The 13628-nt window shown below is 64.6% G+C and carries 14 protein-coding genes; 2 read left to right on the plus strand and 12 right to left on the minus strand.

The features are described from left to right. Nucleotides 1-74: 74 nt before the first annotated feature. Both ACSFA7_RS31615 and ACSFA7_RS31620 read right to left on the minus strand, forming a co-directional pair. On the minus strand, nucleotides 75-2468 hold the full coding sequence (locus ACSFA7_RS31615) for a DNA polymerase II (RefSeq protein ID WP_435503012.1): 2394 nt from the start codon (nucleotides 2466-2468) through the stop codon (nucleotides 75-77). A 7-nt stretch (nucleotides 2469-2475) separates the two neighbouring features. After that, entirely contained in the window at nucleotides 2476-2847 is a 372-nt protein-coding gene (locus ACSFA7_RS31620; protein WP_435503013.1) for a VOC family protein, read from the minus strand. 264 nt (nucleotides 2848-3111) lie between these two features. On the opposite strand from ACSFA7_RS31620, the gene ACSFA7_RS31625 reads away from it, so the two are divergent. After that, entirely contained in the window at nucleotides 3112-3537 is a 426-nt protein-coding gene (locus tag ACSFA7_RS31625; protein WP_206175390.1) for a hypothetical protein, read from the plus strand. A gap of 88 nt (nucleotides 3538-3625) precedes the next feature. Here the strand turns inward: ACSFA7_RS31625 and ACSFA7_RS31630 are convergent, their stop codons facing one another. The 10 genes from ACSFA7_RS31630 to rtcR all read right to left on the minus strand — a co-directional run bounded on the left by ACSFA7_RS31630 (nucleotide 3626) and on the right by rtcR (nucleotide 11758). Further along, on the minus strand, nucleotides 3626-4312 hold the full coding sequence (locus tag ACSFA7_RS31630) for a hypothetical protein (RefSeq protein ID WP_435503014.1): 687 nt from the start codon (nucleotides 4310-4312) through the stop codon (nucleotides 3626-3628). 167 nt (nucleotides 4313-4479) lie between these two features. Then, the gene (locus ACSFA7_RS31635; RefSeq protein ID WP_435503015.1) at nucleotides 4480-5154 is read right to left on the minus strand and encodes a glycosyltransferase; all 675 of its coding nucleotides are present in this window, start codon (nucleotides 5152-5154) and stop codon (nucleotides 4480-4482) included. Nucleotides 5155-5511: 357 nt separating this feature from the next. Beyond that, nucleotides 5512-5781 carry a hypothetical protein gene (locus ACSFA7_RS31640; protein WP_435503016.1) on the minus strand — a complete coding sequence of 90 codons (270 nt, stop codon included), beginning with the start codon at nucleotides 5779-5781 and terminating at the stop codon, nucleotides 5512-5514. Nucleotides 5782-6037: 256 nt separating this feature from the next. After that, nucleotides 6038-6973 carry a bifunctional Delta(1)-pyrroline-2-carboxylate/Delta(1)-piperideine-2-carboxylate reductase gene (lhpI, locus tag ACSFA7_RS31645; RefSeq protein ID WP_435503017.1) on the minus strand — a complete coding sequence of 312 codons (936 nt, stop codon included), beginning with the start codon at nucleotides 6971-6973 and terminating at the stop codon, nucleotides 6038-6040. Next, nucleotides 6970-7827, minus strand: coding sequence for an alpha/beta hydrolase (locus ACSFA7_RS31650; protein WP_435503018.1), 858 nt, complete (start codon nucleotides 7825-7827; stop codon nucleotides 6970-6972). Before ACSFA7_RS31650 ends, lhpI begins: the two co-directional genes overlap by 4 nt. Then, complete coding sequence (locus tag ACSFA7_RS31655) at nucleotides 7824-8390, minus strand: 3'-5' exonuclease family protein (protein ID WP_435503019.1); 567 nt, start codon at nucleotides 8388-8390, stop codon at nucleotides 7824-7826. Before ACSFA7_RS31655 ends, ACSFA7_RS31650 begins: the two co-directional genes overlap by 4 nt. A 12-nt stretch (nucleotides 8391-8402) precedes the next feature. Further along, nucleotides 8403-9194, minus strand: a complete 792-nt coding sequence (locus ACSFA7_RS31660) for a hypothetical protein (RefSeq protein ID WP_435503020.1) — start codon at nucleotides 9192-9194, stop codon at nucleotides 8403-8405. Nucleotides 9195-9273: 79 nt separating this feature from the next. Next, a complete protein-coding gene (locus ACSFA7_RS31665) occupies nucleotides 9274-9603 on the minus strand; it encodes a low molecular weight protein tyrosine phosphatase family protein (protein WP_435503021.1) in 330 nt (109 codons plus the stop codon). 3 nt (nucleotides 9604-9606) lie between these two features. Further along, nucleotides 9607-10134 carry a 2'-5' RNA ligase family protein gene (locus tag ACSFA7_RS31670; protein WP_435503022.1) on the minus strand — a complete coding sequence of 176 codons (528 nt, stop codon included), beginning with the start codon at nucleotides 10132-10134 and terminating at the stop codon, nucleotides 9607-9609. Between the two features lie 16 nt (nucleotides 10135-10150). Continuing rightward, nucleotides 10151-11758, minus strand: coding sequence for an RNA repair transcriptional activator RtcR (gene rtcR / locus ACSFA7_RS31675; RefSeq protein ID WP_435503023.1), 1608 nt, complete (start codon nucleotides 11756-11758; stop codon nucleotides 10151-10153). 215 nt (nucleotides 11759-11973) lie between these two features. Here rtcR and ACSFA7_RS31680 point away from each other — a divergent pair, with 215 nt between their 5' ends. Continuing rightward, nucleotides 11974-13527: a vWA domain-containing protein gene (locus ACSFA7_RS31680; RefSeq protein ID WP_435503024.1), complete on the plus strand. Its 1554-nt coding sequence runs from the start codon at nucleotides 11974-11976 to the stop codon at nucleotides 13525-13527. Nucleotides 13528-13628: the final 101 nt, after the last annotated feature.

Genomic DNA, 13628 nt, shown 5'->3' on the forward strand with positions numbered 1-13628 from the left:
CGTCCATCTGCTGGAACAAAGCAAGGGGGCTTCTATTTAGTGGCTCCGATGGCGCCCGGACCCGGCCGCCCTGGCTAGAAAAGACCTTGTTGTGCCGTCGTCAAGGCCATGAAACTCTCGCCGATCGGCAGGAGGATGGCGTCGGCAATTGGCTGGAGCTGCTTGCTCAGGTAGTGCTCGTAATCGATTCGCGACTGGCGAGCCTCCATGGGCTCGGGCCCGCCCTGGGTCATGACGTAGCGGATCCAGCCGCCGTTCTGGTATTGCTTCGGGCGGTTGACCCGGGCGTTGTAGTCGTCGGCCACCCTCGCCGCCCGCACCTGCGGCGGTACGTTGACCTGGTAGGCATCGAGGCGGTGGCGCAGGCGCTTGCGGTAGACGAGCAGGTCGTCCATCTCGCCCGCCAGCAGCGCCTCTGCATAGTCCGTCACGAACGCCTTGTAAGGCTCGTCGTGAAAGATGCGCGAGAGCAGACCCTCCTGAAACTGGCGCGCCAGCGGGGTCCAGTCGCTGCGGGCCATCTCCAGGCCCCGGTAGACCATTTCCTCCTTGCCCTTGGCGTCGACGCTCAGGCCCGCGTACCGCTTCTTGCTGCCCACCTCCGAGCCACGGATGGTCGGCATGAAGAACTTCTTGTAGTGGGTGTCGAACTCGATCTCGAGGAAGTTCGCAAGGCCGTGCGCCTCGCGAAGGGAGTGCGTCCACCACGCGTTGATGTCCCTGGCCAGGGTGGCCGCGATGGCGTGCGCTTCTTCGTTGGTGTGGGTGCGCCGGAGCCAGATGAAGATGGAGTCGGTGTCGCCGTAGATGACCTCGTAGTCCCGCTTTTCCACGAATTCGCGCGTGAGCTTCATCATCTCGTGGCCGCGAAGGGTGATGGCGGACACCAGCTTGGGATTGAAGAAGCGGCAGTCGGTCGCGCCCAGCACGCCGGCGAAGGAGTTCATGAGCAGCTTCAGGGCCTGGGACAGCGGCTCGTTCTTTACCCGCTTGGCCTCGTCCCGCGCGCGCCAGAGCGTGGTCACGATTTCCGGCAAGCAGTGCTTTTCGCGCGAGAACACCGTCCCCTGCGGCCCTTTGACGGCTGTCGCCGGGTCGGCGGCAGCGGAGCCTTCCACGAGGCCCACGGGGTCGACAAGGAAGGTCCGAATGATGGAGGGGTAGAGGCTCTTGTAGTCCAGGACCACGACGGAGTCGTAGAACCCCGGTTTCGAGTCCATCACGTAGCCGCCGGGGTAGGCCTTGCTCGCAATCTCGCCGACATTCGGCGCCACGTAGCCCAGGCGATGCATCCGCGGCAGGTAGTGGTGGCTGAACGCGGCAATGGAGCCGCCGAAGTGGTCGGCCGGAAGGCCCGTGGTCTGGGCGCGCTCCATCACGAACTGCAGCAGCTTGGCCTTGTCGAAGATGCGCAGGACCAACTCGCAGTCGCGGATGTTGTAGAGCGCGAGCGCAGGCTTGTCTTCCTGGTAGCGCCGCTCGATCTCCGCCATCTTGTCGTAGTCGTCGCCGATGGCCTTGCCCTCGCCCAGCAGCGCTTGCGAGACGGTCTCGAGGCTGAAGGAAGGAAAGCTCCACACAGCCGCCTTGAGTGCGTCGATGCCATCGATGATCACCCGGCCCGGCGTGGGTGCGAACAGGTAGCCCTGCTTGCCGGGATGCGTGCGCCATTCGATGGGCCGGCGCTCCCGCCCCAGAAGGAGCTGCGCCCCGCACTCGTTGGCCGTCTTCTGGAGCACCCGCAGGTCGAACTGGATGACGTTCCAGCCGATGAGGACGTCCGGGTCGTTCCGCTCGAACCAGTCGTTGAGCTTCTCGATCATGGCCTTGCGGGTCGGGCAATAGACGAGCGAGAAGTCCATCGGCTCGGCTGGCTCACTTGCCTCGCTCGATTCGCGTGGCGGCTCGCCCAGCATGAAGACGACGCGCTCCTGCATGCCGTCCAGCGCAATGGAATAGAGCGCCTCGTGCTGGCTCGTCTCGATGTCCAGCGACACCACCTTCAGCACCGGCCGGTACTCGGGCGCGGGCTTGAGCCTGCAGTCGACGATGGTGGAGCGGCGGTCTGCCTGCCCACCCTCCACCAGCACGCCGGCGGTGATGAAGCGTTCCATCAGGTAGCGGTCGTGCGGGCGCACATCGGCTTCGAGCAGGGGAATGCCCTGCGCCTGGAGGGCACGTGCCAGCCGACCGAGCTGGCGGAAGTGCTTCGCATAGACACCGACGACGGGTTCCTGGTGGAAGGTCTTCAGCGCGAGCTCGCGGACCTCCACGCCCGGCATGGCCGCGAGGTGCGTTTGCGCCTCTGCCCTGTGCCGGGTTGCGACGAATGCGACGGAGGTCTGGGAGGGCAGAAGCACTTTGATCGGCCCGGCATCTGTTGCGAGCCAGTACTCGATCTCCGTGCCTGTCGGTGCATCCCGCCAATGGCGGGTGAGGATGAAGCCCTGGAGGTCGGTGGATGTCACGGTCGCGTCAAACCGTGGTGCCCCGATGTGCCCTGCTCGAAATGCCGATCGAGTTCTTGTCGAGATCCTTCGCATTGGCGAATGCGTAGCCGTTGGCTTCATGCACGGCGCCGAACACCAGGCCTTGAAGCGCCGCTTGCGCCGCAAACGCTTTCACATCCTTCACATGAAAGCTCAGCTTCACGCCCACTTGTCCAAGCTTCACGGACTTGGCGGCCTGATGGATCAGGATGCCCGCGCCGCCGTCCGGATGCGTCAGCTCGATCAGCCCTTCGACGACTTCGCCACTGGTGACGAAGCCGAAATGCCGGGCATAGAAGGCCGCGGATTTCTGCATGTCCCTGGCGTAGAGGATGACGGTTCCGAGTGGCGATTCCATGGGGTGTCTCGTGCTGAAGGTGGCTTTGGAAGCGGTCGGGTCGTGCGCGCGCATCCGGTGGTTCGCAGGATTGTCATGTACCGGGTCCGATCGGGTTTCGAGAACTTCTGTACCAGAAGCGCGCGCAGCGTGTCGGCAGCCGAATTGGCAACCCAGCGCCGCCTGGGGCCGTCACAGACATGCCTTTTGGGCCCGCGAGACTCGGTCAGGGTTTTCCCGCATCCACGGGCCGACTCCCTCCAACAACTCGCAGAGAAACCAACCATGAAGACCTCGCAACTCGCCCTCGCCGCCGCATTCGCGGTGCTCGCCGTCACCACCGCCCAGGCCCAGCAATCCGGCGGCCGCAGCCGCGCGGAAGTCGAAGCCGAAGCCGTCGCAGCCGCCCACGCACCGAACCAGAACGTGACGCGCGGTTCGCGCGGCGCCGATCCCTTCGTTTCGTCGGCCGATCCCGAAGCCATGAACAAGCAAGCCGTGGACACCGCCCACGCGCCGAACCAGAACGTGACGCGCGGCTCGCGCGGTGCGGACCCGTTCACCTCGCAGCGCGATCCGGCCCAGGTCTACCAGGAAGCCATGGCCACCGCCGCCGCTCCCGACCAGAACGTGACCAGCGGCTCCCGCGTGAACAGCAAGGTCGTCTCGACCATGCAGAACCCGGTGCTGCAGTCGGCGCAAGGCAAGTAAGCAGACAAGCAAGCGGCCAGTAAGAATGGCCGTTGCACCCTGACGCTGTCGGCGCGCCATCGAGCGCGTGCCGATGGCCAACGCGTCTTCAGCGTCCGATGCGAGCCAACGTCTCTCGTACGTCGTCCAGCAACCACAGGCCCAGGCAGCGGTCGGTCTGCGGAAGCTGCGGAGATCCTTCCAGCGAGGGATAGATGATCGCCTCCGTCACGTTGCCCTCGATGATCAGACGGCGGGGCGACGGCAGGTGATAGGGCGCCATCTCGAGGTTGATGGGCGTCCAGCCACCGGTTTCGATGTCTTGATTGCGCGGCAGCGTCCGGTAGGTGAAGGTCGTGGTCAGCAGCCATCTGGAGCCGCTCTCGACCAGTGCATGGAGCGCGCGGAACACATCCGCATGGGAGAAGTGAAAGAGGCAGTCGCGGCACAGCACCAGGTCGACCTTGGGCAATCCGCCGTGGAGCAGGTCGAGTTGTTCAAAGCGCCGGCCGGCGCGCCCGAATCGCTCGTTGTTGCGCCGCACCAGGTCGGCGACGATGTCCGCGCCCAGGTAGTCGATACCCTCGAGGTTGACATGCTGCATCCAGTTGAAATCGCCGCACGGCATGTCGAGAAAGGTCTGGACGCGCAATTCGCGCAACAGGACCGGTAGTTCGCGAACAATCTGCGCGGTATTGCTCAACTCGGAGCCTGCGCCCGAAACACTTTCGGTAGAGCCCCACGTGTTGGTGGCGAAGATGTTCGAAAAGATGGTTTCGGTTGCCGGGATGGACATGGGCATCTCGATGATTTCTGGAAAAAGGGCGTGCGTGGAATTTAGCAAACAGTTCCGCTGTTAGATCAGTTCCAAGCTGCACGGCCATCCAGCTGCTCAGGCGCCAAGAGCGACCAGCAAAAACGCGCAGAAGACGCAGTCGTTGCTAGTTGGCGAAGGGCCTGCGCCTAGTCACCCCACTTTTGCGCATAGACCTGATAAAGCTCGCGCCAGTGCGCATCTCCGAAAGCGCCATCGCTTTGATGCGTGATGGAAATCGGCCATGTCCCCAAGCGCAGCCCCTGCCGGCGCGCGGTTCTGCAGAAGTCGATATCGTAGAAATGAAAGTCAAACAACGGATCGAATTGCACAGCTTTCTCCAGCAGGGTGTGCCGGTTCGCTGCCAGAAAAACGCCGTCCAGCAATTCGCAGTCGGCCGGCACCGAGCCCATGCAGTCGATGTGGCCGAACGGCTGCAGTCCATGAGCAATGATTCCTGAGAGATTCGCCAGATCGTCCCAGGTAAGGTTGGTGTCGATGTAGTTCCAGCTCACATGCTGCTTTGGCAGGCGCCGATTGCCCGCCAGGCCGATGACGTCGTAGGCACGCAATCCCTCTGAGATGCGATTGGTCAGGAAGAAGTCTTCCAGCCAGACATCGTCATGAACGAAGACGAGCATGTCATTGGCATCGGCCGCCGTGAGCGCGCTGTTGAAAACATCGGGCAAGCCCCGCCGGTTCTCGAAGCTCACGCGGGGCCTCAAGCGGCCATCGAAGTTGAGCCGACGCAGCGATTGCCCAAGAGCGGAATTGGCCCAGAACTCGGCTTCAGGCAATCTTGTCGCACTGACGATATCGATCATTGTTCTCTGGGGCGCGCAACCGCGCCTGAAAGGGTTCTGTCGCAGCAAGCGCGATGGCGACAAGGTTCGGGTGATGGCGCTTCATGGCCGCAGGCCTTCGGCAAGCTGCACACCGGCTTCGAGCGCCGCATCGATGTTCCCACGTTTTAGCAGCGGCTCTAAGCGGTGACGGCAGGCTCCGCCATTGGCGCCGTGCCGGGCGCCCATTTGCTGCCGAGCAGTCCGTGAGGCCGCGGCGCCTGGTGTGTCTTGCTCGAAATATTGATGTGCGGGGGCCGACGATGCTGCTCGTGGGCATCAACCGCAGGCTGCACTGTTCTTGCATCGCTCGCCGAGCGATGCAAAGGGCTCAGCGCCTCAGGCGTAGGCCTTCGAAGAAAGCTTCTGCAGCATCGCCGTCTGCCGCACTTCCTCGGAATCGCGCAGGCTCTTGGCGGCACGCGCCGCCACGTAGGCGACGTACAGCGTCTCGATGGCCTTGGCCCAGTCGTGCGCCTTCTGGGAAATGCCTTCGGGTTTGACGGTCGATTCCGTCACGGCGTTGGTCGAAAGATCGTCGTCCGGACGCGCCGGCACGTCGAACCCCACCTTGCGGAGGATGTTGGCTTTCTGAAGGATGGTGAGCATGCGGTTGCCTCTCTGATTTCATCGCATTAGCAGATTAGTGCTACTCGGCGTCGGGCGCTATCAGCCGTATGACGTATGCGCCTGTCGTCCAATGCCGGGTCAGCTTGCTGCTTTCAAGTTTCGTGCCATGAACGGCCTCGCCGGCTTCGTGGCGGCAAGCAAGCGTTCGTTCCGTGAAGTTTCCCCTACGCATGACCCACATATGGGTTGCCGACCCTGCCGAACGATGAGGACTTACCCTGAACGAAGGGTTTGTTCAGGCCGCACCTTGCCAGACCAGCGCAGCGGCCGTCAGGTCTTCGAGTGCGCTGCCGACGGCCTTGAACACCGTGCGTTCCGCATCGCCGGCGCGGCCCGCGCGCTCGCCACGGCACAGGTCGGCGAGCGTGCCCTGCACCTCTGGCGCGCGCAGGGTGCCGGCCGCGATCGCATCGAGCAGATCGCCCGATTTCTGCAGGGCCTCGCTCGTGTCGATGAAGGTGCGCGCACCTGCGAAGCACTGCACGTCGGCCTCGCGCATCGCGGGGGTGAAGCTGCCGATCAGGTCGAGGTGCGACCCCGGCGCGAGCCATTCGCCGCGCACGAGCGGCGTGGTGGCCAGCGTGGCGCAGCTCACGATGTCGGCACTGCGCACGGCCGCCTCCAGATCGACCGTAGCCCGCGCGTTCCAGCCCTCGGCGCGCAGTTGCGCCGCCAGGGCTTCGGCGCCTTCGGACCGGTGGTTCCACACCATCACTTCTTCGATGGGCCGCACGCTCGCATGCGCGGCCGGCAACATGCGCGCGATGCGGCCGGTGCCCAGCACCAGCAGCCGGCGCGCATCGCTTCGTGCCAGGAACGAGGCGCCGAGCGCAGAAGCCGCAGCGGTGCGCCGGGCGGTGATCTCGTTGCCGTCCATCATCGCCAGCGGCACGCCGGTGCGCGCGTCGTACAGCACGTAGGTCGCGTGCAGCCCGGGCAGGCCGCGCGCGCTGTTGCCGGGAAAGATGTTGATGGTCTTGATGCCGAGAAAGCCCGCGTCGCTCCACGCCGGCATGATGAGCACGGTGCCCTTGTCCACGCCCGCCGTCTCGATGCTGTGCACATGGCGCGGCGGCACCTGCGCCTCGGCCGCGAAGGCCGCGCGCAATGCGGGCACGAGCTTTTCGAAACCCAATGGCGCGCGGGTGGCGGCTTCGTCGAAGTGCTTCATGGGGTCGGCGAACGCAGCGAGGCGTCGAAGAAGTCCGCCAGCGCCTGCTGGTAGGTGCTGCCGAATCGCGGCGAAGACATCGGCTCAAGGTGGCCGGCGCCCGGCACTTCGATCAGCCGCTTGGGCTCGCGCGCATCGGACAGCAGCCGTTGCGAATGCGCGTGGGGGATCACGCCATCGGCCGTGCCGTGGATCAGCAGCAGCGGAATCGGCGAGATGGCGGCCACGTACTTCGACGCCGCATAGTCATCGCTCACCAGCAGGCCCGCGCCCGAGAGCTTGTCGTTCGCGATCGACGCGTACGAATAGAAGGTCGATTCGATCGCCGCCGCCTTCACGCCCGCCCGATTGCCGGAGCCGACGACCGCGATCGCGTTGGTGCCACCCAGGCTCTGCCCGAAGACGAAGAGGCGCTGCGGATCGACATCGCCGCGCGAGCGCACGTAGTTCAGCGCGGCGCTGGAATCCTCGAACACGCCCTTGGGCTCCGGCTTGCCTTCGGACTCGCCGTAGCCGCGGTAGTCGAACACGAACACGTTGTAGTCCTGCTTCGGCAGCCACGCCACGAAGCGCCAGTGCGTCGACATGTTCTGCGCATTGCCGTGGAAGTGAACCACGGTGCCCTTGGCTTCCTTCGGGTTCTTCTGCCGGCCGACGGCGGGAATGAACCAGCCGGCCAGGCGCGTACCGTCGGCGCTCTGGAACTGCACGCTCTCGTAGCGCAGGCCGAGCGCATCGGGCGTTTCGTAGCGCACGCGGTCGGGGTAATAGAACATCGACTGCACGCAGCCGGTCAGGAAGAGCGGCACTGCGCACAGCGCGAGCTGCCACCAGCGGCAGATCGAGGCTGTCATGGCTGGCCTGCGGCCCGGCGGTTTTCCGCGAGCATGTTGCAGAAGAGGGCGCCTTGCTCGATGGCATCGTCGAGCGCGATGTGCGTGTGCGGCAGCGGGTCGAACCAGCGCTTGGGCATCGCGCGCTTGGTGCTGTCGCGGTAGTCGAGCCTGAGCATCGCCATCGCGAACGACTTGACGTCGAGCGCCGAGTGGCTGAACGGACTCTCGCCCGCAAAACGCATCAGGTACCAGTAGATGAACAGGAAGTCGAAGCCCGCCGGATAGGCCACGAACACCGGCCGCGCGGGCAAGCCCTTGAGCCAGGCCACGTAGTTCTTCATGGCGCGCACCGGGTCCTGCAGGTCGGTGCGGCAGGCGGCCCAGGCCTCGGGCTGAGTCTTCCACCACGCGGCGGTCTTGGAGTCGGCCTCCGCGCCGGGCAGGGTTTCGAGGTTGGCGCTGAAGGTGGAGACGAGTTGCTTGTCGGCCGTGTAGGCGGCCGAACCGAAGCTGAGCATCGAGTTCGGGCCGGGGATGGGGCCGTCGGATTCGACGTCGGTGCTGATGTAGATCTCGGTCATGGATGGCAGGTGCTAGACGACGGCGGCTCGCGTCACCGAGGAAAGATGCGCGTCCGGCGATCCTTGAAGCATGGCAACCAGGCTGTTTCGGCCTGCTTCGAGATCGTCGGCACTCTCGATGTAGGTCAGCTCGGAGGGCAAGAGCAGCTTGATCACCAGCAACCGCACCCTGCCGTGTTCCAGGTCGAAACCGGCAGGCAAGGCATCGGTGGGGAAGCCGATGATGACGCCCACCTGTCCCTTCTCGTTCTGAAAGTGAGCCGGAACGCTCCCGACGGAGACGATCGTCGAAAGGGTCTTGTATTTCTGCAGCAACTCGTCCACCTTGCCGTGGTTCGCAATGAGCTGACTGACCTGGAAGACCATGTCGAAGAGCCAGCTGTGATGCGGTGTTTCGAAGAGTTCGGGCGCCTCCGCACAGACCTCGACGCGAAAGCCGAGGGGAATCCCTTCGTCTTCGAAAGGGTCCGACAAGCCATCGCTGACCAGGATCGTCGAGGCCGGGCGACGGACGACGCGCCACGACTGCCGCAGCGATGGCCACTTCGGACCGCCCATGAACGTCGGGTTCATCAGGGGCGCGAGAACGTCCATGTCGAGTGCTCCGAGTCGAGACAGGACGGCGGCCCTGGCGTCGCATCCCTGCTCCAGCTGGCGCTGCATCTCGGGATCGGGCTGGAAATCCGGGACTTCGTCCTTTTGGGCCGAGTCAGCCTGTACAGGGTTGGAGCGGTTCGAGGGCGCTCCCTGATCAGGCGACTGCTTCGGGGATTTCTTTCCGAGGATTCGATCTAGCCAGTTCATTGATTTCCTTCGATCACGGTGGGCGGTTTCCGTTGTTGCGGCGAGGCGATTTCTGTCCGGTCACAGCCAGGTGGAACGATCAATCGATGCCGAGAATCGATGGAACCGATCGTTCGAGTTCTTCGATCAACCCGGGGTCCATGTATTTGTACTCGTCAGGAATGTCGAGCACATGGATCGGCTTGCCTTCCAGCATCCGTGTGAATTCGGCCACGAGCCGCGACTTGTGTTTTTCTTCCATCACGAGGATGACGTCGGCCCACTCGATGTCGTCGACGGAGACTCTGTGCCGCGCATTCGGGCTGGTGCCGGCGGAGCGTGCCGCGATCTGCGGGTGCCGGCGCCAGAGTTGTTCCGCGGTGGGGCTGCGCCACTGGTTGCGGCTGCAGATGAAGAGGACGTTGCGCATGAATCAGGCAGTGGCGTTGGGCAGTTGGAAGACATGTAGGTCTTGCCACAGGCCGGATGAGTTTTCGATGAGCACGACTTCGGTGCAAGCCGCATGCACAGCGCCCGATGAGCGCAGTCGCTCCTGCAGTTCGATGGCCGCTTCCTCCGCATGGAATGCGTCGCCATGTGCCACCGAGAGGTGCGGAATGACGTCGGCATGCGCGCCGCCATAAGGCCAGAAATTGGGAAAGGCTTCCACCAGCGCCAGCGTCATGCCGATGAAAGGCGCGGCCGGCTCGGGCGCGAGGTACGCGGTCTCGGGAAAGCGGCCGACCCTGCCGAGGGAGAACGCGAACGACGGCGTGCGTTGCAGCATGCGTTGCGCGCGATCGATCACTTCTTCCGTGATGAGCGCCGGGTCCATGAACGGAACCAACAGCGTGATGTGCGCGGGCACGCCAAGCGTGACAGTCGCGTCGTAGCGACGGCGCAAATCTCCGACAAGCGGCTCGGCGGCGGGAACCTTCACGGCGAATGCGGAGATGGGCATCGGCGCGGAGGATAGCTCAGGCCTCGGCGAGGCGACTCCATTCGACGCCATGCTTCGCAAGGTACTTGCGGAGGCGGTCTGCATCGTTCACCACGCTGCGTTGCTCGCGTGACGCCTGGAAGAGTTGGCGTCCCGCATCGGAGAGGCTGCGCGCTTGCCTGCACACCCGCACCACCGCTTCAAGCTGCAGCCGGTCGAACAGATCGAGCGCAGCCGCGCGTTCTTCACCCAGCAACGCATCCAGATCCACATCGCCACCGGCCGCCGCTGCCGGACCACCGCGTTTCCACAACCACCGCAGCCGCGCGATCTCCGCCTCGACCAGCGCCACCGGAATCCGCCCGCCATCCGCCAGCGTCGCGAGCCGTGTCACGCTCGCCGAGAGGTCGCGGAAGTTGCCGCTCCAGATCGCCTCGCCGCTTTGCGCGAACCGCAGGTAGGCCGCGCGCGCCTCGGCGTTGAATCGCACCACGCGATGGTTCTCGGCCGCATGGATGGCCAGCAGGTGATCCACATTCGGCTCGATGTCTTCGGGCCGCTGCGCGAGGCCGGGCAGGTCATACGTCCAGAGGTTGATCCGTGCGAACAGGTCTTCGCGAAACCGTCCCTCCGCCACATCGCTGCGCAGGTCGCGGTTGGTGCCGGCGATCAGCTGAAAGTCGCTCTCCACTTCCTTGTCGGCGCCCACGGGGAAGAAGCGCTTCTCCTCGATGGCCTTGAGCAGCATTGCCTGCTCGTCGGGCCCGAGTTCGCCGATCTCGTCGAGGAACAGCGCGCCCTGGTTTGCCGTGCGCAGGAGGCCGGGCCGATCGGTCGCGGCCCCGGTGAAAGAACCCTTCTTGTGGCCGAACAAGGTGGAAGCCGCACCGTCGCCGCGCAGCGTGGCGCAGTTCACTTCCACGAACGGCCCCGTCATCTGGTGCCGCGCCTGCTTCAGTTCGAACATGCGCCGCGCCAGGAACGACTTGCCCGCGCCCGTCGGACCGACCAGAAGGATCGGCGCGCGCGAGCGCACGGCCACGCGCTCGATCTCGTCGATCAGCGCGTTGAAGCGCGCGTTGCGCGTGGCGATGCCGCTCTTGAGAAATGCGACCGCATCGCGCTGCTCCGCGTCGAAGCGCCGCGCGATCACGTCGTAGCGCGAGAGGTCCAGGTCGATCAGCGTGCATTTGCCCGCCTCGCCCTCGCGCTGCTTCTTCGGCGGCGAGGTCTGCGCGAGCACACCGGGCACCACGCGCGATTCCGAGAGCAGGAACATGCAGATCTGCGCGACGTGCGTGCCGGTGGTGATGTGCGTCCAGTACTGCTCGCGCTCGGTGTCGAAGGTGTAGGTACGCGCCCAGTCGTACAGGCGCGTGTAGACCTCACCGAAGTCCCACGGGTCCTCGAGGTCGAGCGGCACGAGGTTGACGGTGGTCTCGGGCGACACGGTGGCGATGTCGGCCTTCACCACCTCGGCCAGCGCCTTGTGGCGCAGCGTGTAGAGCAGCTCCATGCGAGCGACGACCATGTCCTCGTGCTGCGCGAGCGAGACGGTCGGGCGCCACTTGTTCCAGCGGCCCGCGCCCTGGCCGGCATCGAGCTGGGTGCCGAGGAAGCCGATGACGACGGTAGATTTCTTCATTGCGTGGATAAAAGACTATCCAAAATTATAAGAAATACCGATTGATCCTTGCAAGATTGCTCCCTGCTTAGACTGAAAGATCAGAAAAATTCCAATTAAATCAATGGCTTGAAGAATTTATCCGGCCAGCTAGCCTGTGCTGGCACACCCGTTGCAATAAGGATCACACATTCAAGAAACGAACGAACAAAAAGAACCCCACAAGGAGAAGTCACATGGCCAACCTTCAACTCTTCCAGACCCTGCGCGGTGCGCTGCTGCCTTCGGCCACCACGCTCAACGAAGCGGGCGGCGTGGCTTACGCGCTGTCGCCCAAGCACCAGCTGGCGCAACTCGCCGCGACCGGTTGCCTGAACAACACCTTCTACGCACAAGCGCAGGACCAGCTCGACGCCGTGCTGGCCCTGGCCCGCGAAGTCGATCCGGTGTTCGTCGCCAAGACGGCCGTGTACGCACGCCGCGCCGGCCATATGAAGGACATGCCCGCGCTGCTGGCTGCAACGCTGGCGGTGCGTGACGTGTCGCTGCTCGCCAAGGTGTTCCCCCGCGTGGTGGACAACGGCAAGATGCTTCGCAACTTCGTGCAGATGCTGCGTTCGGGTGCCGTGGGCCGCAAGTCGCTCGGTACGCGTCCGAAGAAGCTTGTGCAGCAATGGCTGCTCGAAGCGACCGAAGCGCAACTACTGAACGCCTCGGTGGGTAACACGCCTTCGCTGGCCGACGTGGTGAAGATGGTTCACCCCAAGCCCGCCGAAGCATGGCGCGCCGCGTGGTTCGCATGGCTGATCGATCGTCCGTATGCGCTGGAGGCACTGCCTCCGGCGACGCAGGCCTTCGAGCGCTTCAAGCGCGACCGTTCGCTCGAAGTGCCTGATGTGCCGTTCCAGATGCTTACGGCACTGGAGCTGGATGCGCAGGCCTGGGCGCAGATCGCGCAGCGTGGATCGTGGCAGATGGTGCGTCAGAACCTGAACACCTTTGCGCGCCACGGCGTGTTCGAACTGCCAGGTCTCTCTGAGGCGGTGGCCGCCAAGCTGCGTGACCCGCAGGCCGTGGCCAAGGCGCGTGTGCTGCCGTACCAGCTGATGGCGGCCTTCACCGCAACCGGCGCCGAGGTGCCGCACGTGGTGAAGGAGGCGCTGCAGGACGCGATGGAACTCGCGCTGGCCAACGTGCCGGTGTTCGAGGGCCGCGTGGTGGTGTGCCCCGACGTGTCGGGCTCGATGAGCTCGCCGGTGACGGGTCACCGCGGTTCTGCGACCTCGGCGGTGCGCTGCATCGACGTGGCCGCGCTGGTGGCTGCCGCCGTGCTGCGCCGCAATGCGGATGCGCGTGTGCTGCCCTTCGAAACGAAGGTGGTGTCGCTCAAGCTGAACCCGCGCGATTCGGTGATGACCAACGCGGCCAAGCTGGCGGCGGTGGGTGGCGGCGGTACCTCGTGCAGCGCGCCGCTGGCGTTGCTGAACAAGGAGAAGGCGAAGGCCGATCTGGTGGTGCTGGTGTCGGACAACGAATCGTGGGCCGACCGTGCACGTGGCCGCGGTACCGCGACCATGCAGGAATGGGCGGCGTTCAAGGAACGCAACCCGAAGGCGCGGCTGGTGTGCATCGACATCCAGCCCTATGCGACCACCCAGGCGCAGGAGCGTGAGGATGTGCTGAACATCGGCGGCTTCAGCGACGAAGTGTTCAAGCTGCTGGCGGTGTATGCCGCGGGTGGCCTGGGTGCCGACCACTGGGTGGGTGTGATCGAAGAGACTTCGATCTGAGAGTGAAGCGAGAGGGTGCCGTGGGCCTTGGCCCGCGGTGCCCGATCCGAAGAAATTGAACGTCGTCGTTCGGCGAATGCAGATGCGAGTACATCCAACCA

Source organism: Variovorax trehalosi (genome assembly GCF_051216415.1).
Classification (GTDB): Bacteria; Pseudomonadota; Gammaproteobacteria; order Burkholderiales; family Burkholderiaceae_C; genus Variovorax.

Bases quoted from the DNA above. Each gene is read 5' to 3' on its own strand.
- ACSFA7_RS31620 (WP_435503013.1), bottom strand. From the start codon at position 2,847: ATGGAATCGCCACTCGGAACCGTCATCCTCTACGCCAGGGACATGCAG.
- ACSFA7_RS31625 (WP_206175390.1), top strand. From the start codon at position 3,112: ATGAAGACCTCGCAACTCGCCCTCGCCGCCGCATTCGCGGTGCTCGCC.
- ACSFA7_RS31630 (WP_435503014.1), bottom strand. From the start codon at position 4,312: ATGTCCATCCCGGCAACCGAAACCATCTTTTCGAACATCTTCGCCACC.
- ACSFA7_RS31635 (WP_435503015.1), bottom strand. From the start codon at position 5,154: ATGATCGATATCGTCAGTGCGACAAGATTGCCTGAAGCCGAGTTCTGG.
- ACSFA7_RS31640 (WP_435503016.1), bottom strand. From the start codon at position 5,781: ATGCTCACCATCCTTCAGAAAGCCAACATCCTCCGCAAGGTGGGGTTC.
- lhpI (WP_435503017.1), bottom strand. From the start codon at position 6,973: ATGAAGCACTTCGACGAAGCCGCCACCCGCGCGCCATTGGGTTTCGAA.
- ACSFA7_RS31650 (WP_435503018.1), bottom strand. From the start codon at position 7,827: ATGACAGCCTCGATCTGCCGCTGGTGGCAGCTCGCGCTGTGCGCAGTG.
- ACSFA7_RS31655 (WP_435503019.1), bottom strand. From the start codon at position 8,390: ATGACCGAGATCTACATCAGCACCGACGTCGAATCCGACGGCCCCATC.
- ACSFA7_RS31660 (WP_435503020.1), bottom strand. From the start codon at position 9,194: ATGAACTGGCTAGATCGAATCCTCGGAAAGAAATCCCCGAAGCAGTCG.
- ACSFA7_RS31665 (WP_435503021.1), bottom strand. From the start codon at position 9,603: ATGCGCAACGTCCTCTTCATCTGCAGCCGCAACCAGTGGCGCAGCCCC.
- ACSFA7_RS31670 (WP_435503022.1), bottom strand. From the start codon at position 10,134: ATGCCCATCTCCGCATTCGCCGTGAAGGTTCCCGCCGCCGAGCCGCTT.
- rtcR (WP_435503023.1), bottom strand. From the start codon at position 11,758: ATGAAGAAATCTACCGTCGTCATCGGCTTCCTCGGCACCCAGCTCGAT.
- ACSFA7_RS31680 (WP_435503024.1), top strand. From the start codon at position 11,974: ATGGCCAACCTTCAACTCTTCCAGACCCTGCGCGGTGCGCTGCTGCCT.